Here is a 23,407-nt window from a genome sequence, read left to right on the forward strand (position 1 = left end):
ATGACTGCAGGGACCGGCCAGCGCCAACGGGAGGCGTTCGACCACGGCGACATCGAACCCAAGTGGCAACGCGTCTGGGACGACGAAGATGTGTTCCAAATCGACGACGACGCCACGGACCCGTCGTACGTGCTGGCGATGTTTCCCTACACCTCCGGAAACCTCCACATGGGCCACGTCCGCAACTACACGATTACGGACGCCTACGCCCGCTTCGAGCGACTCCGCGGTGAGGACGTACTGCACCCGATGGGATGGGACTCGTTTGGACTGCCCGCCGAGAACGCCGCCGAGGAACGCGATACCAACCCCCGCGAGTGGACGATGCAGTGTATCGAGTCGATGCGCGAGCAGATGCAGTCGATGGGCTTTGGCTACGACTGGTCTCGCGAAGTGACGACCTGCACGCCCGAGTACTACCAGTGGAATCAGTGGCTGTTCACCCGCTTCCGGGAGGAAGGACTCGTCGACCGCCGCGCCGAGGAAATCAACTGGTGTCCCTCCTGCGAGACGGTGCTGGCCGACGAGCAGGTCGAAGGCGAAGGGGAAGTGTGCTGGCGCTGTGAGACACCGGTCGAGGCGCGCGAACTCGACCAGTGGGTGCTGACGATTACCGACTACGCCGAGGAACTGCTCGACGAACTGGACGCCCTCGAGGGCTGGCCGGCGAACGTCCGCGAGATGCAGCGCAACTGGATTGGCCGCCAGGAAGGTGACAGCGTCGAGTTCGAGATTCCCGGCTACGGCGACGTGGAAATCTTCACGACCCGCCTCGACACCATCTACGGGGCGACCTTCTTCGCGCTCTCGCCGGGTCACGACGTCGCCCAGCAACTCGCCGAGGAGAACGACGACGTCGCCGAGTACGTCCAGCGCGCTGACGCCGACGAGGAGTTAGACGAGACCTCCGGCGTCTTCACCGGTGAATACGCGATAAACCCCGCGACCGGCGAGGAGATTCCCGTCTACGTCGCCGACTACGTCCTCGAAGACGTGGGGACGGGCGCACTCTACGCCGTGCCCGCCCACGACGAGCGCGACCACGCCTTCGCCGAGGCCCACGACATCCCAATCGAGCAGGCTGTCGAACCGACTTCTGACGCTGACGTTGACCCCGACGACATCGACGTCCAGGAGGAAGCCTACCCCGAAGACGGCGTCCTCGTCAACAGCGGCGAGTACGACGGACTGGAGAGCGGGGAGGCCCGCGAGCGATTCGTCGACGTTTTTGACGGCGAACACCGCATTGAGTTCCGTCTGCGGGACTGGCTCATCTCCCGCCAGCGCTACTGGGGGACGCCGATTCCGGTCGTCGACTGTGAAGAGTGTGGCTTCGTCTCCGTCCCCGAGAAGGAGTTGCCCGTCGAACTGCCCGACTTTATCCACACCACCGGCAACCCGCTCGACGCCGCCGAGGAGTGGAAGTCCGTCGAGTGCCCCGATTGTGGCGGCCCGGCCACGCGGGAGACGGACACGATGGACACCTTCGTCGACTCCTCGTGGTACTTCCTGCGCTATATCTCGCCGGACCTCGCGGACGTGCCCTTCGACACGGCGCAGGCAAGCGAGTGGATGCCCGTCGACGAGTACGTCGGTGGCATCGAACACGCCGTGATGCACCTGCTGTACGCGCGCTTCTTCACGAAGGTCCTCGACGACATCGACCTGCTCGACTCCTCGGCCCAGGCCGAGGAGAATCTGCGCGAACCGTTCAAGAACCTCACCAACCAGGGGATGGTGCTGTTGGACGGCGACAAGATGTCCAAATCGAAGGGCAACGTCGTCTCCCCGCAGCGCATCGTCGAGGAGTACGGCGCAGATACGGCCCGGTTTTTCATGATGAGCGCCGCCCAGCCAGAGAAAGACTTCGACTGGACCGAGGAGGGCGTCCAGTCTGCCCACCAGTTCCTCCAGAACGTCTACTCGCTGGTCGCCGACTACGCGGCCGGTGACCTCGACGTGGCGGGGGCGGCAGACGACGACATCGCGGAGTACGTCGACCGCGAAATCGAGGCGACGGCCGCAACCGCGACAGAGGAGTTCGAGAACTTCCGATTCAACCACGCACTCCAGGCGGTCCGGGAGTGTGTCTCGCTGTTGCGCCAGTACCAGAACTCGGCGACCCCCGACGAGGACACGTTCGAGTACGGTCTCTCGGTGACGGCACGGCTCGTCTCCCCGGTCGCACCACACGTCGCAGAGGAACTCTGGGACCTGCTCGACCGCGATGGGCTGATTGCCGAGGCCGACTGGCCCGAGGCCGACGCGCCCGCCGACTACGACCTCGAACAGCGCCTCGTCGAGAACACGCGCGAGGACATCCGCGACATCATCGACGTGGCGGACATCGCCGACCCCGAGCGCATCGAGATTGCGGTCGCGCCCGACTGGAAACACCGCGTCGTCGACATCGCCCGCGACGCCGACGGCGACGTTGTCGGGACCGTCATGCAGGACGAGCAACTCCGCCAGCAGGGTGAAGCCGCCGCCGACTTCGCCAAAGAACTCGCCGGCGCGGGACACGTCGACGAACACCTCTCGCCCGACCGCGAGCGCGAGACGCTGGCGCGAGCGGCTTGGCTCGTCGAACAGGAGTTCGACGCCGAGGTCGCAGTGTTCGACGCCGACGACGCCCCCGAGGACCTCACTGCCAACGCCGAACCCGGTCGGCCCGCTATCAACATCGAAGAATGAGCGACTGACGGCAACCGGCGACACTACCCGATAGCTATCAGCGCGACGCCGCCGACCGCCAGCACCGCGGCGGCGAGTCGCCGCGCCAGCCCTTCTTCACGGAGGAGGACGCCACCGAGCAGCACGGCGACCACCGCCTGCGTGTTGACGATGGGTGAAACGACGCTGGCGTCGGCCAGCGAGAACGCGACCGTCTTCAGGTGGATGGCGACCGCGAAAAACCCGGACAGCGCGGTGATACCCGGCAGTACGACCCGGAGGTCGTCCCACACGACGCGCTGTGCGGCAAGCGGGATGGCGGCGACGGCGACGCCGGCAAACGACGCCAGGGCGACCGCCTGTGGAGTCAGTCCGGTCCGCGAGAGCAGTGCCCGGACGCCGACGTCTGAGAGTGCGAACATGACCGCGCCAGCGAGGGCGAGCTGTGCCGGTCGATAGCGGGCTGCCCGCCGGAACGGGACGAGGAGTCCGCCGCCCTCGTAGTTTGCGACGTAGATAGCCACCACCGCGAGACAGAGCCCGAGTACCTGGATCGGGTCGGGCCGTATCGCCAGCAGTGCCACCTCCACCGGGAGGACAAACGCCGGGGCGAGTTTGTTTAACGGCGCGACGTAGGAGACGTCCCCCAGTTTGAACGCCCGAATCGAGACGAGGTTTGCGGCGGCGATGGCCCCACAGACGCCGAGGAGCACCAGCGCCGGTTTCGTCCCGAAATCCGCCGGTACCAGCGGTTTGCCGGCCGGCCAGGTCACCGCTGCGATACCCGCATACCAGCACAGGCCCGTTATCTCGATGGCGGCGACGTACACCGTCGACGGCAGCCCAGCGAAGGAGTGTTTGTAGACGAACAGATAGACGCCGAAGATAAGCGCGGCAGCCAGCGAGAGGAGGAGGCCTGCCTGGAGCACAGCAGGCGTTTGGAACGGAGACGTGTATACCCCCCGAACTCGGGTAGCCGACGCTGTCGCCGGTCACCGCACGGACCCGTGCTTACTCCAGACTTGCCAGTCCGACATCGAGGATATCTTTCAGCACGTTTCGCGCGTGTCCGTCCGGGTGGACGCCCTCGTAGAGGCCACACACCTGCCGCTTGGCACAGACGAAGGTCGTCCGCTCGGCCGCGCCGTCGGACACCGGGACGCCGAAGGCGTCTGCGATGCGCTCGTCGGGGTCCGCGAGCAGGTCGAATTCGAGCCCCTCGCTGTCGGCAAACTCCCGGTGGGCGTCGGCGTCGTCCGTCGAGACGCCGTACACCTCGATGCCTGCCTCGCGGTAGGTCTCCAGTTCGGCCTGGAACTGACTGGCCTCGGTCGTACAGCCCGGTGTTCCGTCACGCGGATAGAAAAAGAGCACCGTCGGGGCGACGAAGTCGACGGTAATCCGGTCGCCGTTCTGGTTGGTCGCGCTCACCGCCGGCACCGAAGCGCCCGTATCGAGTACCATAGTGCGTCCCCACTCGCTGGCTCCTTCAGTTCACCGGGATGTCAGTCCCGGCGTCGCTGGCTGTCTGTTTGTCCAGGTGCACGGTCAGGACGCCGTTCTCGTGGCTGGCCGCTGCCGACCCGGCGTCGACTGCAACCGGGAGCGTGACCGTTCGACTCACGCGTTCGCTGTGGCGTTCCTGTCGCACGTACTCGCCGTCCTCGACTGTCTCGCTGTCCTCGCGCGTCGCCGTTATCGATAGCGTATACTCGTCCTCTAGCTGCACGTCGACGTTCTCGGTGTCGTAGCCGGGCAGGTCCGCGACGACGACGACGGTCTCGCCCTCGTCTTTGATGTCGACGGGCACGTCACCGCCAGTGGCCGCTCCAAACTGTGTCAACTGGTCGAGTAACTTCTCTACGTCGTCGAACGGGTCGGAACGCTCGCTCATATCTCCTCTTACTACGTCAACGAACTTAAACGACGGTCTCGGAGTCGTACGAGCCGAGCCGGCGGACCCACCCGTCGGCGGTCAGCGATTCGACGTCCGCCAGCGCGTCCTGGGTCCGTTCCTCGTAGAGGCCGGCGGCGATGTCGATGTGGAAGACGTAGTCGCCCAGGCGCTCGCCGCTGGGCCGCGATTCGACGCGCGTGAGGTTGATGTCCCGCTCGGCGAAGGGTTCGAGCATCTCCAGAAGCAGGCCCGGCCGGTCCTCGCTCGGGTAGACGATAAAGGAGGTTTTCGACCCCGCCTCGGTGCGCTCGTCGACCGGCGCGACCACCAGAAAGCGCGTCGCGTTGGAACTGCGGTCCTGGATGTCCTCGGCGAGGACCGACAGCGGCGCGCCGTTCTCGGCGTTGGCCGGGTGGCCGATGGCCGCAATCGAGTCGTCCTCCCGGGCGCGCTGGACGCCGCGTGCGGTGGAGGCGACGGCTTCGAGGTCGGCGTCGGGGTAGTGTACTTCGAGGTACTCCCGACACTGTGCGAGTGCCTGGGCGTGGCTGGCGACGGTCTCGAAGTCCTCGTCCTGTGCCAGGAGTGCGTGGCGGATTGGCGTAATAATCTCACGGAGGACGGCCACGTCGTAGTTGGCGAAGGCGTCGAGCGACTCGGTGACCGACCCCTCGATGCTGTTCTCGACGGGGACGACCCCGCGGTCGTACTCGCCCTCCGAGACGGACTCGACGATGGCGGTCACCGACTCGGAGAATTCGATGTTTTCGTCGTCGGCGACGGCGCTTGCCGCCCGGTGGGAGTAGGTTCCAGACGGCCCCAGCGTGAGCACGTTCATATCCGCCTCGTACTCTGGTGACGGGCAAAAGTACCGTGGTTCCTTTTTGCACAATCGACCCTCGATGAGACGTACAATCGCCGCACGGATGTCGAACGAACCGACTACGAACGCGGGGACAATCTGGGACGCACAGTCATCACGGTGTGGGGTTTCGGGTCCCTCACTCGGTCATTGCCTCCGGATCAAGCCAGATCAGGAACTCATCGCTGTCGTCTCGTTTGGAGACGCCCTTGTATAGCGGTGAGTCGGTGATCCCTTCGGCTTCGAGCGTGTCGAGTGGAATCTCTGCCACTGCTGATACTGTCGAGACGAGCCATCCGATGGCCCCGCTACCGTCGACCAGTTGCTTGTCGAGCATGATTACGCGGTTCGTGTTTCCGCCGCCGTCTGTCAGTAACTCGTCGGGGTCGATGGATGCACCATCGAGCAACACGAGTGGATCGATTATCGTCGTCGTCTGCCCTCGCAGGTCCATGATACCCTCAACGTGGTCGGCGGTGTTTGGGACCACCGTCATTTTGCCGCCGTCGATGATTTCCGTTACGTACTCTAATTCGATGCAGTACTCTTGGTTACCGATGCCGAACGTGAGCACTTGGACGGTCTCTCGTGGACGACTCTCGGCTGGTTTCTGGGTCGTGCTCATTCTTCGGTCAACTCCATGACCGTCTCGTTGATCTCCGAGACTTTTGCGGCCTGTTCCTCGTTTGCTGCGGCGATTTCTTCGACAGCAGCCGCGGCAGTTTCGGCCTCCTCTTTGACCTGGTCTATCATACTGGCCACTTCCGTGGTGCTTGCAGCCTGATCGTCGGTCGCGCTCGCAACTTCCTGGATTCCTTCAGACGCTTCTTCGATAGCGATTGCAATCTCTTGAAGCGTCTCCATCGCGGCTTCGACCTGGTCAATTCCCTGGTCGACGCGTTCGTTCGTCTCCTGTAAATTCGCTACCGCCTCGGCGCTTTCAGTTTGAATGCTCTGAATCATCCCCTCGATGTCGGTAGCGTGGTCCTGTGACTCTCCGGCGAGCGATTTCACTTCGTCAGCGACGACGGCGAATCCGTCACCTGCCTCACCGGCCCGCGCGGCTTCGATTGAGGCGTTGAGCGCCAGCATGTTCGTCTGGTCTGCGATGTCGTTGATGACTTCGACGACTTCGTCGATTTCGTCGATATTGTCCTGCAGGCCGGTGATGTCCGCGGTGACATCTTCGGTCGACGCATCGATGTCTTCGATCACGTCGATAGCTTCGGTCGCTGCATCTCGGCCGTGTTCTGCGAGTTCTTCGGCTTGCTGGCTGGTCGCTGCGACGTCGCTGGCGGTCGAGGCGATCTCCTCGACGGTCGCGGACATGTCGGAGACTTCGCTTGCAACTTCACTCGTTGCGTCGGCGGAACTCTGTGCGTTTGCACTGATCGCCTCCGCCTTCTCTGCGACATCCTCGGAGGTCTGTTTGACTTCTTCGACGCCGTTCTCTACCTCGTGGGCGACGTCCTGTTGATGGTCGAGCTGTGCCTCGATTTGCGCTCTGTTCTCCCACTGGGTCACGTATCCCTGGATGAACGAGACGATGGTGTCGAGAAGGTCCTGTTCCTCCTCAAGCCAGGGACCGTCGTCCTCCTGTGGACGTGATTCCGTGTACACGACTTCGATGTATACGGGCGTCCCGTGTTCCGACTGGACCTCTGTCGTGATTGGTTGTGACGTTTGCCGGTAGCCGCTCGATTCCGCGGTGGCGTCGCCGACGGCTAGCTGTGCTTCCGTAACGTCGGGGTACTGGAACCACTTTGGGAGCTCCGTCACGTACGTCTGAATGAGTTCTTCGGCCGGGCGGTCCAGTTCGTTGAACAGTTCGGCTGCGCGCGTGATTGCACCCAGTTCTTTTGTCCGCTCCTGGAGCATCACCTTCGCCTCGGTTGCGCCCATCCGCTGATAGAGGCTGTCCAGTTCGAAATGTTCCGAGGGCAACTCTTCGGAGACGACACCCTCGGTAGGCTTCGACGGGCCAATATCCTCCGAGACACCAATCTGCTTCACAGCGCCTCCCTCTCTTTTGTCGGACGATGCTTGCTTCTGTGGCGACTTCTGAGCTGCCATACCCGTACCTTTGCTGTAGTTATATTTAAATAAATCTAGTGGAATATCAAAACTGATTCCTCAACGTATGGAAAACCGGCGTATCACGGTTGTTTATATAAAAATTCACTATTTTAGGTTATAGTATCTACTTGTGACTGTCTATCATCTCTCGGTTGGACAAAAAAGAGGGGTTCCGCTCGCGCGGTGAGAACGGTCAAAGGAAATCCCGAACGTCGGAGTACCACATGTCGTGGTCGTCGGTTTCGCCGATAGCTTCGGCGATGCGGACGGCGAGCGCGTGCCAGCACAGCTGGTCGGGGTCTGCCTGGTCGAGGTTGTACTCGCTGTCCTTACAGGTACAGCCGTCGTTTTCGACGATGTACTCGTCGTCGTGGCCGACGACGACGGTGAAATCGCGGTAGGCTTTGACCCGTTTCTCGGCGACGGCTTCGATGGCCTGCTGGCCGCGGTCACCGTGGAGACTGACGATGCGGTCGACTATCGCCGGGGTGAGTTCCCCGGCCGTCGCGAGGTCGTCTGTCCACTCGTCGACCGCTGTCACGCCTTCCCGTTTGTGAGTGGTCGACTAAATCCCGTCGGTGCTAGGAGACTGCATTAATATCGCTACTGTCCTCAGACCGCTCTCGAACAACCAGAAAGCCCCGAGTGTCTCGCGTCCCGCGGCTCGTTGCGCGCGCTCGCTGTGCTCACGTGCTTACATCGCCGGGGTTCTGCGAGACACTCGCCCCTTTCATTCCACCCGACCGCAGCCACGCGCCTCCCCAGCCGATTCACTCGTTCGCTGTGCTCACTCGTTCATCCCTCGCGCGCCGCTGTCTCGCGGTCCAGTGGAACACGCTCGCCAGCGCGCGCCACCGTACCCAGCCCGATATTTAAGGCCGAGAACGCGACCAACCCTGGCCATGCTCTGAGAACTGCTGCGAAGCGGGCAGCGATAGTCCGGCACACCGCTTCGCAGTCGTCGTCGCGTGCCGGCTGTCCGCCACCCGTCGTGTCGAGCGCTGCCAGCGGAGAGCGTGGCGCTTTTCGCCGTCGCCGTCCGAACGGAGGTATGCGAGTCGAGGAGGGTAACGTCGAGTGTACGGTGCCCGAGCAGGACGGCGACAGCATCGGCGACGACGTGTTCTTCAACCCCGTTCAGGAACTGAACCGCGACGTGACCGTCGCCGCGTTGCGTGCCTATCGTGAGCGCGAGCCGCGCGCAGCGTCGTACCTCGATGCCACCGCCGCCAGCGGTATCCGGGGGGTCCGTGCCGCGGCCGACGGCTGGGAGGTGACCTGCGCGGACATCGACGAGGACGCGGTCGCGCTCTGCCAGGAGAACCTCGCACGCAACGACCTCGACGGGTCCGTTCTCCACCGGGACGCCAACCCGCTGCTCCACGAAGACTACTTCGACGTGGTGGATATCGACCCGTTCGGGACCCCGATTCCGTTCGTCGACGCCGCCTGCCAGGGGACGCGAAACCTCCTCTGTATCACCGCGACCGACACCGCGCCGCTGTGTGGGGCGCACTTCCACAGCGGCGTCCGCAGCTACAGCGCGATTCCGCGCAACACCGAGTACCACGCCGAGATGGGCGTTCGCATTCTCCTCTCTGCGCTCGTCCGGACTGCGGCGCGCTACGACATCGCCGCCGTCCCGATTCTCACTCACGCGACGAAACACTACGTCCGGACCTACCTCGAACTCGACCGGGGTGCGACGGTCGCCAACGAAGCGATGGACCAGCTCGGCTACATCCACCACTGCGAACACTGTCTTCGCCGCGAGACCGAACACGGACTCATCGCTGACCCGCCCGAACGGTGCCCCGACTGTGAACACGGCATCCAGACTGCCGGCCCGGTCTGGCTCGGCCCGGCCCACGAGGAGTCGTTCGTGGCAACTGTCCGGGACGCGGTCACTGCGGAGATGGGAACCGCCGAGAAGACAGTCGACCTGCTGGAGACGCTAGAGGCTGAACTCCCGGTCCCGACACACTACGACCAGCATCGGCTGTGCAAGCGCTGGGGGCGGTCCGCACCGGCGATGGACGAGTTCCTCGAGCAACTGCGCGCGGCCGGATACGAGGCCTCACGGACCCACTACGGTGGGACGACGTTCAAAACGCCGGCGTCGGTTCCGGAGATTCGCGCCGCGACCGGCGACTAGGCCGTCGCGCCGAAAAAGGTCCGGCCGACGACCACGAGCAGTCGGTAGACCGGTCGCAGAAAGTAGTTGACCATCCCCAGAAGGCCCACGAGGCCACCGAGTGCAACGAGTTCATCGGGGGTCGCCGACAGACGGAACAGCAACACGGCCGCGGCGACGACACCACTCGTCCAGAGGGCGGCGGCGTAGTGCCCGAGGTCGTGGGTCAGCACTTCGGGAGCTGTCGCCAGCCGGTCCCGGACGGCATAGAGGCCGGCGGCGACCAGCAGGACATCCACGACGAGCAGTAGCGACCCGCCGAAACCGGCGAGGCCGGGTCCGATGAGGAGGAGACTCGCGAGGAGCAACACGACCGTCAGGCGAAACGTCTCCTCGTTCCAATCCATACCGAGAGGTCGGCCCCAGTTCCCTAATGACTTTCGAGGCAAACTAGTCGATAGTATGATGGGTCGTCCACGCGCCAGTCGGGAGTATGACCCGAAACGCCAGATTCGCCGCGTTTGCCCGCTCGCTGGTTGCGGTCATCCGGGACGAGCAACTGACATTTCTGGCTGCAGCTATCGCCTACTACGCCTTTGTCTCGATTATCCCGCTGTTGCTGGTCACACTGGCCGCTGGGTCTGCGATTGCGGGCGAGACAATCGCGACCCAGATACTGGTCGTCCTCGAGGAGTTCCTGACGCCTCAGGCGGCGACAGTTATCGAGACGGCACTCGTCAGCGACACCGGGCGGGGTGGGGCGACCGTTATCGGGCTGGCCGTCCTGCTCTGGAGTTCGCTCCGCGTGTTCCGCGGCCTGGATATTGCCTTTTCGCGGGTATACGGTGCCGAGGCGCCGCTTGGACTGGTCGAACAGGTTCGGGATGCGCTGCTCGTGCTCGGCGCCATGGGGCTGGGACTGGGGATGACAGTCTTGCTCGGGACAGCCCTCCCGCTGTCTGACCTCCCGCGTGCGGAGTATCTCGGCCCGCTCGGTCTCGTGGCCGTTCTCTCTGTCGTCTTCTTGCCGGTGTACTACGTCTTTCCGGACTCCAGAGTCAGCTTCTGGGAGGCAGTCCCGGGAGCCATCTTCGCCGGTGGCGGGTGGACGCTGCTGAGTCTCTTGTTCAGCCTCTACGCGTCACGCGCCGCAGCCTTCCAGCTGTATGGCATTATCGGGGCCGTGTTGCTCCTGTTGACGTGGTTTTACTTCGGCGGGTTGCTCGTGTTGCTCGGCGCGGCACTAAACGCTGTCCTGGCCGGCCAGAAAGACCGGCAACTACAACAGGGGTCGCTTCGCAAGAGTAGACAACCGATGAGCGATTCCGACGAGTCGCCCGACGACACCGCCGAGGAGACGAGCGGCGTCTCTACCGTCGAGTCCGAACCGGTCGACCACGGGGACCTGGCGGAGATTCGGCGTGAACTCGACCGATTCGAGGAGGAGATAGACGACCGGACCGTCCACAGGGAGGAACTCGAAGCGGACCTCCAGCAGTACGTCCGTCGCCGCGTCCGCCGTGGCCACGCCCGCGACTGGGGACCGTATATCGTCCTGCTTTACGGCACGGCCATGACCGTCGGGGCCTTCTATTTCCTCGATGGCGGCTGGGCGATTCTCGCGATGCTCGTCGTCTGGCTCTCGACGCTTGGCTTGTACACGCTGATGGTACTGGTCGGTGCGACGCTGAACGCTGCCGGTCTCTCCGGCCGCGCACTCGAACTGCTCCGGAACCTCCGGTAGTCGTCACAGGTCGCGAAAAAAGCCGCCGTGGTGGTGTCTCAGTACTTTTCGAGGTACCGGTCGATTTCCCACTCGGAGACGTCGACCAGATAGTCCTGGAACTCCTGGCGCTTTGCCTCGACGAACTTCTCGCTGACGTGCGAACCGAGCGCGTCCATGATGACTTCGTCTTCTTCGAGTGCGTCGACGGCCTCGCCGAGGTTCGTCGGCAGCGTGTCGATGCCGTACTCCTCGCGTTTGGCCTCGTCGAAGTCGTAGATGTTCTCCCGAACTGGGTCGGGACATTCGAGTTCGTTCTCGATACCGTCCAGGCCGGCGTGAATCATCGCTGCAAAGGCCAGGTACGGGTTACACGACGGGTCCGGCGAGCGAAGTTCGATGCGGCTCGCGGCCGGCGTGCGTGCGGCGGGCTTGCGGATGAGCGCCGAGCGGTTGACGTCCGACCACGCGATGTAGACCGGTGCTTCGTAGCCGGGCACGAGGCGCTTGTAGGAGTTGACCGTCGGATTGGCGACTGCCGTAATCGCCGGCGCGTGTTCGAGAATCCCGGCGGTGAACTGACGGGCCGTCTCGGAGAGGTTGAACTCGCCGTCGTCGTCGTGGAAGGCGTTCTCGCCGTCCTCGGTGAAAAGCGAGATGTGGGTGTGCATCCCCGAGCCGTTGATGCGCGGAATCGGCTTGGGCATGAAGGTTGCGTGCAGGTCGTGTTCGGCGGCAATCGCACGGACGACCGAGCGGAACGTCCCGACGTTGTCGGCCGTCGTGAGCGCGTCGTCGTAGGTGAAGTTAATCTCGTGTTGGCCCTCGGCGACCTCGTGGTGGCTGGCCTCGACCTCGAAGCCCATCTCTTCGAGCCCGTAGATGATGTCGCCACGGACATCCTGTGCGAGGTCCTTCGGCGCGAGGTCGAAGTAACCACCGGAGTCGTGGGTCGTCGTGGTGGCGTTGCCGTTTTCGTCCTCTTCGAAGAGGAAAAATTCGGGTTCGGGTGCGGCGTTGACCGTGTATCCGAGGTCGTTCGCGCGGTCGATCGCGTTTTGCAACACCAGACGCGGGTCGCCGCCAAACGGCTCGCCACTGGTCGTGTCGTGGACGTCACAGATGAGGCGAGCACTCGTGACTTTCTCGCTGTTGCGCCACGGGAGCACGGCAAACGTCGAGGGGTCCGGTTCGAGACGCATGTCTGACTCCTGGATGCGGACGAACCCGTCAATCGAGGAGCCGTCGAAGTAAATTCCCTCGGTAAACGCTTTCTCGGCCTGTTCGGCCGGGATAGAGACGTTCTTGACCGTCCCCAGAATGTCCGTAAACTGGAGCCTGAGGAAATCGACGTCTCGCTCCTCGATTTCCTCGAGGACGTTCTCAGCTTCCGTAGAGATGTTTTCGCTTGTCATCTTTCGTCACCTGTGAAGGTGGTCTGATATCACTAAAACCCTTCTATCCTGCGCAATTATCACCCTGAACTCCCAAAATTGGATATTCGTAAAAATCTAATACCTGGGTGTCGTTTGTAGAGTTGATGACGTACGAAAATCTCGACCGAAAGCTAGTGAATTCACTCTTGGGCGACGGCCGTGCCAGTCTCCGGAGCCTCGCAGAGGAACTGGACGTATCGGTCACGACCGTCTCGAATCACCTCTCTGACCTCGAAGACCAGGGTATCATCCGGGGATACACACCCAAGGTCGACTACGACAAACTCGGCTACGACGTGACGGCGATTCTCCAGTTGAAAGTCGAAGGGACGGCCCTAGAAGACGTGACGGCGGAACTCAGCGAGCACCGCCAGATGGTCACCGTCTACGAGGTCACCGGTGACCACGACATCATCGCTATCGGGAAGTTCGAGGACACTGACGACATGAACGCCGAAATCAAGACGCTCCTGAACGACCCGGGAATCACCGAGTCAAACACGAGTGTCGTCCTCAACCCCGCGAAAGAACACGAGCAGTTCGACCTCGACCTCGAGTAATCGAAGCGGCTGCTGGAACATCGCCTGCGCCTGCGATATGAGTACCGCTGGGCACGCCGATGCGGGGAGTTTTTTCGCCGTCGCCCAGTAACGACCCTATGGACGACGACCAGTTTCGCGTGCTGCCCGGCCCCGACGCCGACTCACTTCGATTACTCGGCCGGGAGAGCTACGACCCGGTCCGCATCTCCCGGCAGGGTCACGACGCTCCCGTCGCGGACCTCCGGCCCGGCTATCTCGTCGACGCAGACATCGACTGGGGCGGCGACGCGCCGACCGTCGACTCCCTCTCGGTCCGGCGACCGACCCTCTACACCTATCTCCGTGACATCGAACCGGTCTTCGAGGTCGCCCGTGACCTCTGGCAGGAGGTCCAGACCGCCGGCGAGGGGATGGGCAGTCGCGTCACACGCAACACCGACGGCGTCGTCAACGGCGCAGTGTACGTCTTCGCCGACAGCGGTCCGACCAGTCGCTTCGAGGAGTTTTGTGACGGCTCCCGCCCGCTCGAACCGCTGGTCGACCGCGTCAACGACCGCGACGACGACGGTCCTGCCCCCCGCGAGGTGTTCATCTGCCAGCCGGCCGAAACCAGCGACTTCGTCGTCGTCACCATCGCTCTGGAGAAGGACGGTCTCTTCGCCGAGACGATTCGGGACACCTACGACAGCCCGATGCCGGACGAACCGCTGGTCTGATTCCCGTTCTGTGGTATCGACTGTCGAGACGGCAAAGAGTTCCGAACGCTTTTGACTGACCAGTCAGTCAGTTACAGACAGCCCCTCCATGTCTGCAGACGACGACATCATGCAGGCCACGTGGCGCGCACTCTGTGCCACTGGCTACGCAGACCTGACGATGCAGGCGATTGCCGACGAGTCGGAGAAGAGCAAGGCGTCCCTGCACTATCACTACGACAGCAAACAGGACCTGTTGGTCTCGTTTCTCGACCACGTTACCGACCGGTTTCTCACCCGCTTGCGCGAGGCCGAGGCAGCCGCACCCGACACTCCCGAGGCGCGCCTCTCTGCGGTGCTCGACACCGCCCTTTCGCCGCCCGAAACGGACGAACTGGAGGACATGCAGACCGCGCTGCTCGAACTGAAGACGCAGGCCCCCCACCAACCTGCCTTCCGTGAGCGTCTCGTCACGGCCGACGAAGAGTTTCGGGCGCTCATCGAGGAGTTGCTCGCCGCTGGCGTCGAGTCGGGTGCGTTCCGCGCCGACCTCGACCCCGAACAGACGGCTCGGACCATCGCCACCTTCTTCGCCGGTGGCCAGCTCCGACAGGTGGCCCACGGTGAGAGCTGTACGACCACTCGCGACCGACTCGACGCGTATCTCGACCGCTCGGTCTACCGGGGGGAGCAATGAACCCCCGAGAACTGCTCGACCGGCTGCTGTCGGTGAGCCTCAGTGACATCTTCAAGAGCCAAGAGGAGTTCGACCTCACCGAGGGCTCTATCGGGTGGCCGCTCTTCTATCTCTCCTTGCCAATCGTCGTGACGAACCTCCTCCAGACCGCCTACAACCTGGCCGACACCTTCTGGCTGGGCCAGTACAGCACCGAGGCGCTGGCGGCGATTTCCTTTGCGTTCCCGATGGTCTTTTTGCTCATCTCGCTAGGGATGGGCCTCTCTGTCGCCGGGAGCGTGCTGGTCGCCCAGTATACCGGTGCCGGCGAGACGGAAAACGCCGAGTACGCTGCCTCTCAGACGGTTACCTTTGCCCTGCTCGGGTCGCTCTTGTTGGGCGGTGTCGGCTACTTCCTCGTCGACGATTTCCTCGCGTTCCTGGGTGCAGACCCCAGTATCCTCCCGCTTGCAGCCAGTTACATGCAGGTCGTCTCGCTGGGCCTGATGTTCATGTTCGGCTTTTTCGTGTTCATCTCGCTGATGCGGGGCTACGGCGACACCATCACGCCGATGCTCGTCATGCTCGGCACTGTCGTCCTCAACATCGTTCTCGACCCGTTCCTCATCTTCGGGTGGGGACCGTTCCCCGAACTGGGCATCGAGGGAGCCGCCTTCGCGACCGTCTTCTCTCGGGGCCTGGCGATGCTCGTCGGCCTCGCTATCATGCTCGGGAGCACCCGTGGCATCTCCATCAACGTCCCCGACCTTCGGCCCGACCTCACGTACCTGCGGAAACTCCTCCGTATCGGCCTCCCGGCCTCCGTCGAGGGGACCGGCCGCGCGCTCTCGGTCAACCTCCTGCTCTTTATCGTCGCCGGCTTCCCAAACGCCGTCATCGCCGCCTTCGGCGTCGGCATCCGCGTGTTCTCGGTCATCTTCCTGCCCGCGATTGCGGTGGGTCGTGGCGTCGAGACACTCTCCGGACAGAACATCGGCGCGGGCAACGAGGACCGCGCGTCCCGGACCAACAACTTCGCTGCTGTCGCGATGTTCGCCGTCCTCTCGGCTGCCGCCGTTGTCATCTGGTTTACCGCCGCCGACATCATCGCCGTGTTCACCGACGACCCCGCCGTGATTCCCGTCGGCGCCGCCTTCCTCAAGACCGTCGCTCCGACCTTCGGCTTTACCGGGGTGATGCGCGCGTACAGCGGCGGATTCCGCGGCGCTGGCAAGACGCTCACTGCCGCCGCAATCGCCATCTTCACTCAGGCTGTCGTCCGCCTCCCCCTCGCCTGGGTCGGTGCCGAGCGGTTCGGGACCGACGGTCTGTTCGCGGCCTTCGTCGTCTCCAATATCGTCGGCGGTATCATCGCCTTCCTCTGGTTTCGCCGCGGGACCTGGCGCGAGACTGACCTTACCGACGGGCCCCGTGGTGGCGTCTCCGAGACCGTCGTCGAAGACGACCCTGCTGTCGACGACTGACCGACAGGTCGGGTGCCAATCGACCGCTGACGCGTGTCTGACGCACTTTCTTGAGCGTGGTCGACGTACTGCGGGGTATGACTGGGGACCGCGGAGACCGCGACCGGACCACGGCCGGCACCGACCGGACCTGGTACCGTGACCTCCGTGACCGCTCGGACGAGGCCACCTCGCCACTGGCCGAGGCCTCCCGCCTGCGCGACATCGCCGCCAGCCACACCACCGGAACCGACACCGACGTCCCCGCACCCGACACCGTTGGGCCGTCGACCACAGACGACGGCGACTCCGCGTCGCCGCTCGTCGCCGACATTCGCCGCGTCGCCGCAGTCGACGACCTCCGACTCGACGGCTCGCCCACCGACCACCACTACGGCCGGGTCGTCCCCACCCGCGCCCGTGCCGACGGTCGTACCTGTCGGCTTCAGTTGCGCCTCTTTCGCCGCCCCGGGGATGAGACTGGGGACTCCTTCGAGGAGACGCTGGCCGACCAACTCGACCGCTGGGCGGCCGTCGGCGACTGCGAAGGTGTCGTCCCCGTTCTCGATACGGCCGGTGACCCCCGACCGTGGAGCTGTACCGCGCCGATAACGGCGACACTCGGAGAGCGCCCGCCGAAGACGCTCGCAGACGCGCTCCGGGCCGCACGCTCGCTGACCCACACCCTCGCGACCGTTCACGACCGCGGGACGCTCCACACTGGGCTCGACCCGAACCACGTCGTCTACGCGCCCGGCACCGACCGGCCCCTCCTCGATAGCGTCGGCCTCTTCGACGTGTATCGCCGTCACAGCGACCCGTCGAGCGCGCTCTCGCTCCCCTACGCCCCACCGGAGTACTTCGACGACCGCTACGGCGTCGCCGACCGCACCACCGACGTCTACGGGATGGGTGCGCTGCTCTATCGCATCTTCACTGGCCGGGACCCCTACGACGGGACGCCCGCCGACATTCGCGAACAGGTCCTGACCCAGCCTTTCCCGACGCCCTCGGACGTGACCGAACTGCCCGAGACGCTCGACAACATTGTCGCGCGCGCCACCGCCACCGACAAATTCGACCGCTACCAGTCCGCGCAGGCGCTGTTCGAGGACGTGAACGACCTCTGTCTGTGGCTGCTCGACGAGTGAGCGGCCTACCCGAGTTAAACCGAATAAACTGGGATTGAACGGTCCAAATCCGGGTGGACCGTCTCATATTTTCATATCCACTTGCCTCCTCTTCCCGGGTGATGACATCGCACTCACAGACCGACGACAGGACAGACACCGAGACACTCGGCCGCCGCGCGTATCTTGGCGCGACCGGAATGGCCGCCGCTGCACTCTCCGGACTCGCCGGCTGTCTCGGCGGCGGTGGCGACGGGACGGGGACGCTCGCGACCCGCGTCAAAGACCAACCGGGCGACATCGCAGACTTCGAATCGTGTGTCGTGACTATCGACGGCATCTGGGTCGCGCCGGGCGCCGACGAGACCACGACCGACACGACCGCCGAAGACACCGAGGACGGCCGCCGCGAGTATTACCAGTTCGACGAGCCACAGGAGGCCGACCTCGTTCAATTGCAGGACGGGAACACGAAACTCGTCGGCGAGCAGGAACTCCCGACAGACGAGTACGCCTACCTTCAGTTGGACGTGGCCAGCGTCGACGCGACGCTGACGGACGGCGGCGAGGCGACGATCACCACTCCGGGTGATGCACCGCTGAAGTTCGCCAAGTCCTTCGAGATTCGGGCTGACGAGACGACCACCTTCACGGCCGACTTCACGCCGGTCAACCGGGGTCAGACGGGCTCGTACGTCTTCAAGCCCGTCGCAGACGGGGTAAGCGTCTCCTACGAATGACGCCACTCGCGTCGGTTCCGCTGGTCGGTCCGCTGCTCGCGCCGCCGGTACTCGTCGTTGCAGTCCTCGCACTGCTGGCGGCGGTGCTGGTCGGCCGTGTCCTGCTCGGCGTCGCGTGGAAACTCCTCGTACTCGTCCTCGTCGCGGCGCTTGCCCTCTGGGCGCTCGGCACGCTCCAGACGGTGCTGCTCGCTGTCTGAAGCTGACTCCCGGGGGTTTCACCGTAGGTGTTCCAGAATCTGTAGCAGGCGAAATCCGAGTTCGCCGTGTTGTTTCGTTGATTCGGACGCTTTCTGTCGGAGTTCGTCTATTCGCTCGGTGTACGCCTCGTTGATGATGAGTTCCAGTTCTCGGTCTGTCTTTGCGTCGAACTCCCCGACCAGTTCGTTCAGGCCGTCGACCAACTTCCCACGAACCACCGGGCTCCACAGTTGGAATCGGTAGTGTTCTGCCGACTCGAAGATGTCTGTCACGTACGCGTCGTCGGCGTCGAACTTCCGTTCGAGTGTCGCCAGACTGCTCTGATAGGAGCCGTAGTCGGCCCAGCGTTCCGATTCGACCCGCCTGGAGTAGTTCAGCCCGCCCAGATGTGTCGACACCTCGCAGACGAACACTTCGTTTTCTGTGCCCGGGCTCATGCCGATGACGTCGACCTCAATCTGGTCGCCGTGACTGGCAGACCGTTGGTTGTAGGTCACGAGTTCACACTCCTCGACGAGTTTGAGGTAGGCACCGACGAGCAGTTCCCCAGCCTTGGGCTGTTCTGTCACACCTCTGCTGTTTCGTCCGGGCCTCTTGAATACAGTGGCGAGAGTGGACGTGACCGAGCAGCAGCTAGCCAACGAAAGAAGTGAGAAAGTCAGTTAGCGAGCGGTGCGGTGGGTCGACAGGGAATACACCCGCTCGCGCCCTACCGGACGCGAGCGGCCTTTTTCCCCAAGTTTTTGCGGCAAGCGGTGCGCCCGCGCCGAAGGCGCGGTGCGACACCCGCCGCCGCAAAAAGTGGGTTTACATCATGCCGCCCATGCCGCCGCCCATGCCGCCCATGCCGCCGCCCATGCCGCCGGGCGCGCCGCCTGGGCCGCCGGGTCCGCCGGCGTCCTCGTCGTCGTCGCCCTGGCCACCCTTGAGGTCGCCAGCAGCGATGACGTCGTCGATGCGCAGGATCATGACAGCGGCCTCGGTGGCGCTCTCGATGGCCTGGGTCTTGACACGGAGCGGTTCGACGACTTCGTCGGACATGTCCTCGACGTCGCCCGTGTAGGCGTTGAGGCCGACGAGGTTGTCGCCAGCGTCGTGTGCGCTGCGGAGTTCGACCAGCGAGTCGATCGGGTCGAGTCCGGCGTTCTCGGCGAGCGTGCGCGGAATCACGTCGATGGCGTCCGCGAAGGACTCGACTGCGAGCTGTTCGCGGCCACCGACGGAGTCGGCGTAGTCACGCAGCTGCAGCGAGAGTTCGGTCTCGGGTGCACCGCCGCCGGGGAGGACCTTGCCGTCCTCGAGCGTGGCGGCGACGACGCCGAGTGCGTCCTCGATGGCGCGCTCGACTTCGTCGACGACGTGGTCGGTGCCACCGCGCAGAATCATCGTGACGGCGCGAGCGTCGTCGACTTCTTCGACGAAGATGTGCTCGTCGCCTGCGAGGTCTTTCTCGGTGACGGAGCCGGCGAAGCCGAGGTCATCCTCGGTGATATCCTTGACGTTGGAGACGATGCTCGCACCGGTCGCGCGAGCGAGCGCGGAGATGTCGGACTTCTTCGCGCGGCGGACGGCGAGAATGCCCTCCTGTGCGAGGTAGTGCTGGGCCATGTCGTCGATGCCCTTCTGACAGAAGACCACGTCAGCACCGGCGTCGGCGACGGCGTCGACCATTTCCTGGAGCTGCTTTTCTTCCTGGTCGAGGAAATCCTGGAGCTGGTCCGGGTCCGAGACGTTGACTTCCGTGTCGAGTTCCGTCTCGGGAACCTCGATAGCGCCGTCGAGCAGGGCGATGTTCGCGTCCTCGGCGAACTTCGGCATGTTGTCGTGGACGCGCTCTTTGTCGATGATGACACCCTCGACGAGTTCGGACTCGTCGATGGAACCGCCGACGACCGTCTCGACTTTGATGTTGTCCGTGTCGACGTTGTCCTCGTCGGCGACCGACTGGACGGCACGGCGGACGAGCGCGGCGAGGTGGTCCTTCGCGGACTCGGCGCCCTTGCCCGTCATCGCCGTGGCGGCGACGTTCTCGAGGGTCTCGTCGTCGTCGGCGTCGACGTCGATAGCTTCCTCTTCGAGAATCTCCTTTGCCTTCTCTGCGGCCTGGCGGTACCCCTGTGCCAGGATGGTGGCGTGGATGTCCTGGTCGAGGAGGTCCTCGGCCTTGCTGAGCAGTTCACCGGAGATGACGACTGCCGTCGTCGTGCCGTCGCCCACTTCGTCCTCCTGGGTCTGGGCGACTTCGACGATCATGTTCGCCGCCGGGTGCTCGATGTCCATCTCGTCGAGGATGGTGACACCGTCGTTGGTGACAACGACGCTGCCCGCGTCGTCGACGAGCATCTTGTCCATGCCCTTCGGGCCGAGCGTCGTCCGTACGGATTCGGCGACGGCCTTCCCGGCTGTGATGTTCATCGACTGTGCGTCCTTCCCAGATGTGCGCTGGGACTCCTCGGAAAGTACGATCATGGGCTGATTACCCATCTGCTGAGCCATAGTCATGGAATGATTGAATGTGATTCTATATAAAGCTAACGGATGCGGAGCAACTGACATCCGCAGGACGGCCCCCGGTTGCCCCTATTTCCCGCCGCGACAACTAGATTTAAATACGATAGTCTGCGGTTCAGCCCGGCGTCGCTGGTCCGGTCTCTGGTGCGAGTCACGGTTGGTGTCGTCCGCAAATCCCACTTCTTGCCGCCGACCTGACTCAGGTGTGTGCGACTGCCCGCACCGGACTCGCCTCCGCTGCCAGCGCGAGCGGGTACGCAGTCAACTCGAACTCGGCCGGCAACCGTTCCAGTCCTCGCAGATTCTCCACGATGAACTGACCGTCCGCAAAGAGGGCGTCGTGGGCCGCTAGCCCGTCGGGTTCGGTCGGTCGCTCCCGGTCGGCGTCGACACTCGGTGTCGGGTCCGGGCCGAAGGTATCCAGCCCGAGGCTGTAGCCGTGCTCGGCACACCACGCCGCGGCCGCCTCGGTCAGGTAGGGATGGTCCCGGTATCGTTCGGTGCCCCAGTGGTCGTCCCACCCCGTCCGGACGACGAGCATGTCGTGGTCCGAGGGCTCCCCCAGCATCTCCGGGCCGAGTGGCTCGCGGTCGGCAAGCCCCGTGCAGTCGACGAGTCGTGCGTCGAAGGCAAACGCCGAGACCGGAAAATCGTCGAGCGCCTTGCCGTCTTCGAGCGTGTGCGCGGGCGCGTCGATGTGTGTTCCGACGTGGGTATCGAGGTCCAGTTCGGTGACCCGTGACCCCGCCGATTCGACGGTCGTGGCGGTCTCGACGTTCACTGGTCGGCTGCCGGGATAGACGGACATCCACGGCTCGATTAGCTGCGAACAGTCGTAGTGGGACACGGAAACCAGTCCTCAGCCGTGGAACTGGTGGTACTCCATGCCCTTGTGTTTGAGTTCGTTGCGCTTGCGTTCGAGAAAGGAGTAGACCGACCCGTGGGGTGCGCCGTCGAGAATCATCTCGGCGGCCTCCCGGACGGCCTCGACCTGTTCCGGGCCGCCGATGACACCCAGCGTCGTCCCGTAGATAGTGACGGACGCGCCGGTCAACTCCTGCATGAGTTCGCGCGTGCGGCCGTTCTCGCCGATGAGCCGCCCCTTCTTTCGCTTGAGGTCGTTCTTGTTCCGGCAGGCGGCCTCGATGTCGATGAGGTCGAACATCACCATGTCGTCTTCGAGCAGTCGGAGGGCGTCCTCCGGGGCGAAGCCGCGGCCGATGGCCTTGACGATGTCGGGGCCTTTCAGGCCGGTAATCGGGTCACCGACCTTCTCGACGCGGACGTTGCCGCTCTCGGAGTCGATGTCGAGACGAACCTCCGCGCGCTCTTCGATTTCGCGCATCGTCTCGCCACCGGCCCCGATGAGAACCCCGATACGGTCGTCGGGAACCTTGACGTGCTGCATAAGTATACATACCAGTACGCGACTCGACTGTTAAAGTGCTTCGTCGTCACACTCCGCGTTTTGACGGCCAGGCGTCAGTCTTTCCCGACTACCACACGGACTGTGTCTCACCGATGCCCGCCACGCAGACCGCGCTCGCAAGTCCACCGCGTCTGGCTGGTGCCGTCGCACTCGCGTTGCTCACACTCCTGTTTAACTACGGCACGCAGGTCACGACAGTCACCGATGCTGTCCTGTGGTTCACTGTCTCCGTCGTCATCGGCTACGCCGCCTTCACTGTGCTGGGCGTGGTTGCTGACATAATCTGGGAGTGAAAACCAGCTAGGAGAGCGGTTACGCTTCGTCCGCGGTTTCGGCCTGCGCTTCGATGAACGCGAGCAACTGGTCGCCGTCGGTGTCGACTCCCTGTCGAGCGAAGAAGTTGGCGACGTTCTCACAGTCGCGCTGGAGGAACTCGTCGTAGTTGGGATGGTGAATCGTCACCGCCTGGCCCAGGTCGATGATGACCAGTTGCCCCTCGTAGAAGATGATGTTGTACTCCGAGAGGTCACCGTGGACGAGGCCGGCGTCGAACAGCCGACACATGTACTCTCGGACGACCTCGTAGGCCGTCTCGGGGTTCTCGATGTGGACCTCCGAGAGGCGCTTTGCCCGGCCCTCCTCGGTGCCGAGATACTCCATCACGAGGACGTTGCGCTCGACGGCGATGGGTTCGGGCACGCGCAATCCCGCCTTCTTTGCGCGCTTGAGATTGGCGAACTCCTTGCGGACCCACGCCAGCACGACGTCTTTTTTCCGCTGGCCCAGCCCCTCGAAGCGGGGGTCGCCCTGCAGGTACTCGCGCATGTCCTTGAAATCGGAGGCGTTGATGCGGTAGACCTTCACCGCGACTTCCGGCCGTTCGTCGTGTGCGTCGCCGAGCGTCTCGCCGGCCTGTTCGCCGCCGAGTGCGGTGTAGACGTTTGCCTCCTTGCCGGTCGAAAGCGGGCCACCGAAGGCGTCGATATAGCCGTCCTGGACGAGTTTGTAGAGCGCGCCGTAGGTGGCGTCGTCGAAGACGCTGGCCTCGACTTTGAACTGCTCTGTGTTCTTGATACGCTTGCGGAACTCGCTGAACTCCCGGTCGCGCTCGCGGGCGATGCGGTCGGCGTCGGTGTCGGTGTAGTCGATTTCCTCCCACTCGTCGCCCGGTGTGTCGGCGTCCGCCGATGCAACGAGTCCGAAGTCCTCTGTCATCTGT

Annotated in this window: 25 protein-coding genes and 1 pseudogene; 12 read left to right on the forward strand and 14 right to left on the reverse strand. The window is 63.8% G+C overall.

What is annotated here, in order from left to right; translation table 11 throughout:
• A complete protein-coding gene (gene leuS, locus QYL91_RS04680; protein ID WP_302082216.1) occupies positions 1-2,694 on the forward strand; it encodes a leucine--tRNA ligase in 2,694 nt (897 codons plus the stop codon).
• Between the two features lie 23 nt (positions 2,695-2,717).
• Here leuS and QYL91_RS04685 read toward each other — a convergent pair whose 3' ends face one another.
• The 4 genes from QYL91_RS04685 to pheA form a co-directional block, all read right to left on the reverse strand.
• Positions 2,718-3,602, reverse strand: a complete 885-nt coding sequence (locus QYL91_RS04685; protein WP_302082217.1) for an EamA family transporter — start codon at positions 3,600-3,602, stop codon at positions 2,718-2,720.
• A gap of 82 nt (positions 3,603-3,684) precedes the next feature.
• Positions 3,685-4,137 carry a peroxiredoxin gene (locus QYL91_RS04690; protein ID WP_302082218.1) on the reverse strand — a complete coding sequence of 151 codons (453 nt, stop codon included), beginning with the start codon at positions 4,135-4,137 and terminating at the stop codon, positions 3,685-3,687.
• Between the two features lie 25 nt (positions 4,138-4,162).
• Positions 4,163-4,567 (reverse strand): Hsp20/alpha crystallin family protein, encoded by a 405-nt coding sequence (locus QYL91_RS04695; RefSeq protein ID WP_302082219.1) that lies wholly within the window; start codon positions 4,565-4,567, stop codon positions 4,163-4,165.
• 25 nt (positions 4,568-4,592) lie between these two features.
• Positions 4,593-5,408 carry a prephenate dehydratase gene (pheA, locus tag QYL91_RS04700; protein ID WP_302082220.1) on the reverse strand — a complete coding sequence of 272 codons (816 nt, stop codon included), beginning with the start codon at positions 5,406-5,408 and terminating at the stop codon, positions 4,593-4,595.
• A 51-nt stretch (positions 5,409-5,459) separates the two neighbouring features.
• Between pheA and QYL91_RS18255 the strand changes: the two are divergent.
• Positions 5,460-5,663 (forward strand): annotated as a pseudogene (locus QYL91_RS18255) (hypothetical protein); the annotation flags it as partial.
• Here the strand turns inward: QYL91_RS18255 and QYL91_RS04705 are convergent.
• The 3 genes from QYL91_RS04705 to QYL91_RS04715 all read right to left on the reverse strand — a co-directional run bounded on the left by QYL91_RS04705 (position 5,572) and on the right by QYL91_RS04715 (position 8,049).
• Complete coding sequence (locus tag QYL91_RS04705) at positions 5,572-6,057, reverse strand: chemotaxis protein CheW (protein WP_302082221.1); 486 nt, start codon at positions 6,055-6,057, stop codon at positions 5,572-5,574. The pseudogene QYL91_RS18255 and the gene QYL91_RS04705 sit on opposite strands and share 92 nt — an antisense overlap.
• Complete coding sequence (locus tag QYL91_RS04710) at positions 6,054-7,505, reverse strand: methyl-accepting chemotaxis protein (RefSeq protein WP_302082222.1); 1,452 nt, start codon at positions 7,503-7,505, stop codon at positions 6,054-6,056. The genes QYL91_RS04705 and QYL91_RS04710 overlap by 4 nt, the downstream gene beginning before the upstream one ends.
• 196 nt (positions 7,506-7,701) lie before the next feature.
• Positions 7,702-8,049 (reverse strand): hypothetical protein, encoded by a 348-nt coding sequence (locus tag QYL91_RS04715; protein ID WP_302082223.1) that lies wholly within the window; start codon positions 8,047-8,049, stop codon positions 7,702-7,704.
• A 510-nt stretch (positions 8,050-8,559) separates the two neighbouring features.
• Here QYL91_RS04715 and QYL91_RS04720 point away from each other — a divergent pair.
• A complete protein-coding gene (locus tag QYL91_RS04720; RefSeq protein WP_302082224.1) occupies positions 8,560-9,663 on the forward strand; it encodes a tRNA (guanine(26)-N(2))-dimethyltransferase in 1,104 nt (367 codons plus the stop codon).
• On the opposite strand, the gene QYL91_RS04725 is transcribed toward QYL91_RS04720, so the two are convergent.
• Positions 9,660-10,049 (reverse strand): hypothetical protein, encoded by a 390-nt coding sequence (locus QYL91_RS04725; RefSeq protein WP_302082225.1) that lies wholly within the window; start codon positions 10,047-10,049, stop codon positions 9,660-9,662. The genes QYL91_RS04720 and QYL91_RS04725 overlap by 4 nt on opposite strands.
• Before the next feature lie 86 nt (positions 10,050-10,135).
• Here QYL91_RS04725 and QYL91_RS04730 point away from each other — a divergent pair, with 86 nt between their 5' ends.
• Positions 10,136-11,386, forward strand: a complete 1,251-nt coding sequence (locus QYL91_RS04730) for a YihY/virulence factor BrkB family protein (RefSeq protein WP_302082226.1) — start codon at positions 10,136-10,138, stop codon at positions 11,384-11,386.
• Positions 11,387-11,424: 38 nt separating this feature from the next.
• On the opposite strand, the gene glnA is transcribed toward QYL91_RS04730, so the two are convergent.
• Positions 11,425-12,780 carry a type I glutamate--ammonia ligase gene (gene glnA, locus QYL91_RS04735; protein ID WP_302082227.1) on the reverse strand — a complete coding sequence of 452 codons (1,356 nt, stop codon included), beginning with the start codon at positions 12,778-12,780 and terminating at the stop codon, positions 11,425-11,427.
• A 125-nt stretch (positions 12,781-12,905) separates the two neighbouring features.
• Between glnA and lrp the strand changes: the two genes are divergently transcribed.
• The 7 genes from lrp (at position 12,906) to QYL91_RS04770 (ending at position 18,247) form a co-directional block, all read left to right on the forward strand.
• Positions 12,906-13,361, forward strand: a complete 456-nt coding sequence (lrp, locus tag QYL91_RS04740; RefSeq protein ID WP_302082228.1) for an HTH-type transcriptional regulator Lrp — start codon at positions 12,906-12,908, stop codon at positions 13,359-13,361.
• Positions 13,362-13,459: 98 nt separating this feature from the next.
• Entirely contained in the window at positions 13,460-14,059 is a 600-nt protein-coding gene (locus tag QYL91_RS04745) for a DUF6663 family protein (protein WP_302082229.1), read from the forward strand.
• Between the two features lie 88 nt (positions 14,060-14,147).
• Entirely contained in the window at positions 14,148-14,735 is a 588-nt protein-coding gene (locus tag QYL91_RS04750) for a TetR/AcrR family transcriptional regulator (RefSeq protein WP_302082230.1), read from the forward strand.
• A complete protein-coding gene (locus QYL91_RS04755) occupies positions 14,732-16,198 on the forward strand; it encodes an MATE family efflux transporter (RefSeq protein WP_302082231.1) in 1,467 nt (488 codons plus the stop codon). Before QYL91_RS04750 ends, QYL91_RS04755 begins: the two co-directional genes overlap by 4 nt.
• A gap of 77 nt (positions 16,199-16,275) precedes the next feature.
• On the forward strand, positions 16,276-17,328 hold the full coding sequence (locus QYL91_RS04760) for a serine/threonine-protein kinase (RefSeq protein WP_302082232.1): 1,053 nt from the start codon (positions 16,276-16,278) through the stop codon (positions 17,326-17,328).
• A gap of 101 nt (positions 17,329-17,429) precedes the next feature.
• Positions 17,430-18,047: a DUF4382 domain-containing protein gene (locus QYL91_RS04765; protein ID WP_302082233.1), complete on the forward strand. Its 618-nt coding sequence runs from the start codon at positions 17,430-17,432 to the stop codon at positions 18,045-18,047.
• Positions 18,044-18,247 carry a DUF8029 family protein gene (locus tag QYL91_RS04770; protein ID WP_302082234.1) on the forward strand — a complete coding sequence of 68 codons (204 nt, stop codon included), beginning with the start codon at positions 18,044-18,046 and terminating at the stop codon, positions 18,245-18,247. Before QYL91_RS04765 ends, QYL91_RS04770 begins: the two co-directional genes overlap by 4 nt.
• A gap of 18 nt (positions 18,248-18,265) precedes the next feature.
• Here QYL91_RS04770 and QYL91_RS04775 read toward each other — a convergent pair whose 3' ends face one another.
• From QYL91_RS04775 to QYL91_RS04790, 4 genes are all read right to left on the reverse strand, one after another.
• The gene (locus tag QYL91_RS04775) at positions 18,266-18,817 is read right to left on the reverse strand and encodes a hypothetical protein (protein WP_302082235.1); all 552 of its coding nucleotides are present in this window, start codon (positions 18,815-18,817) and stop codon (positions 18,266-18,268) included.
• Between the two features lie 238 nt (positions 18,818-19,055).
• The gene (thsA, locus tag QYL91_RS04780) at positions 19,056-20,732 is read right to left on the reverse strand and encodes a thermosome subunit alpha (protein WP_302082236.1); all 1,677 of its coding nucleotides are present in this window, start codon (positions 20,730-20,732) and stop codon (positions 19,056-19,058) included.
• A 226-nt stretch (positions 20,733-20,958) separates the two neighbouring features.
• Entirely contained in the window at positions 20,959-21,606 is a 648-nt protein-coding gene (locus tag QYL91_RS04785) for a cyclase family protein (protein WP_302082237.1), read from the reverse strand.
• Between the two features lie 12 nt (positions 21,607-21,618).
• A complete protein-coding gene (locus QYL91_RS04790; RefSeq protein WP_302082238.1) occupies positions 21,619-22,167 on the reverse strand; it encodes a KH domain-containing protein in 549 nt (182 codons plus the stop codon).
• A gap of 113 nt (positions 22,168-22,280) precedes the next feature.
• Here QYL91_RS04790 and QYL91_RS04795 point away from each other — a divergent pair, with 113 nt between their 5' ends.
• Positions 22,281-22,481 (forward strand): hypothetical protein, encoded by a 201-nt coding sequence (locus QYL91_RS04795; RefSeq protein ID WP_302082239.1) that lies wholly within the window; start codon positions 22,281-22,283, stop codon positions 22,479-22,481.
• A gap of 19 nt (positions 22,482-22,500) precedes the next feature.
• On the opposite strand, the gene rio1 is transcribed toward QYL91_RS04795, so the two are convergent.
• A complete protein-coding gene (rio1, locus tag QYL91_RS04800; RefSeq protein ID WP_302082240.1) occupies positions 22,501-23,403 on the reverse strand; it encodes a serine/threonine-protein kinase Rio1 in 903 nt (300 codons plus the stop codon).
• Positions 23,404-23,407: the final 4 nt, after the last annotated feature.

The organism is Salinibaculum rarum, from assembly GCF_030505615.1.
Lineage (GTDB): Archaea > Halobacteriota > Halobacteria > Halobacteriales > Haloarculaceae > Salinibaculum > Salinibaculum rarum.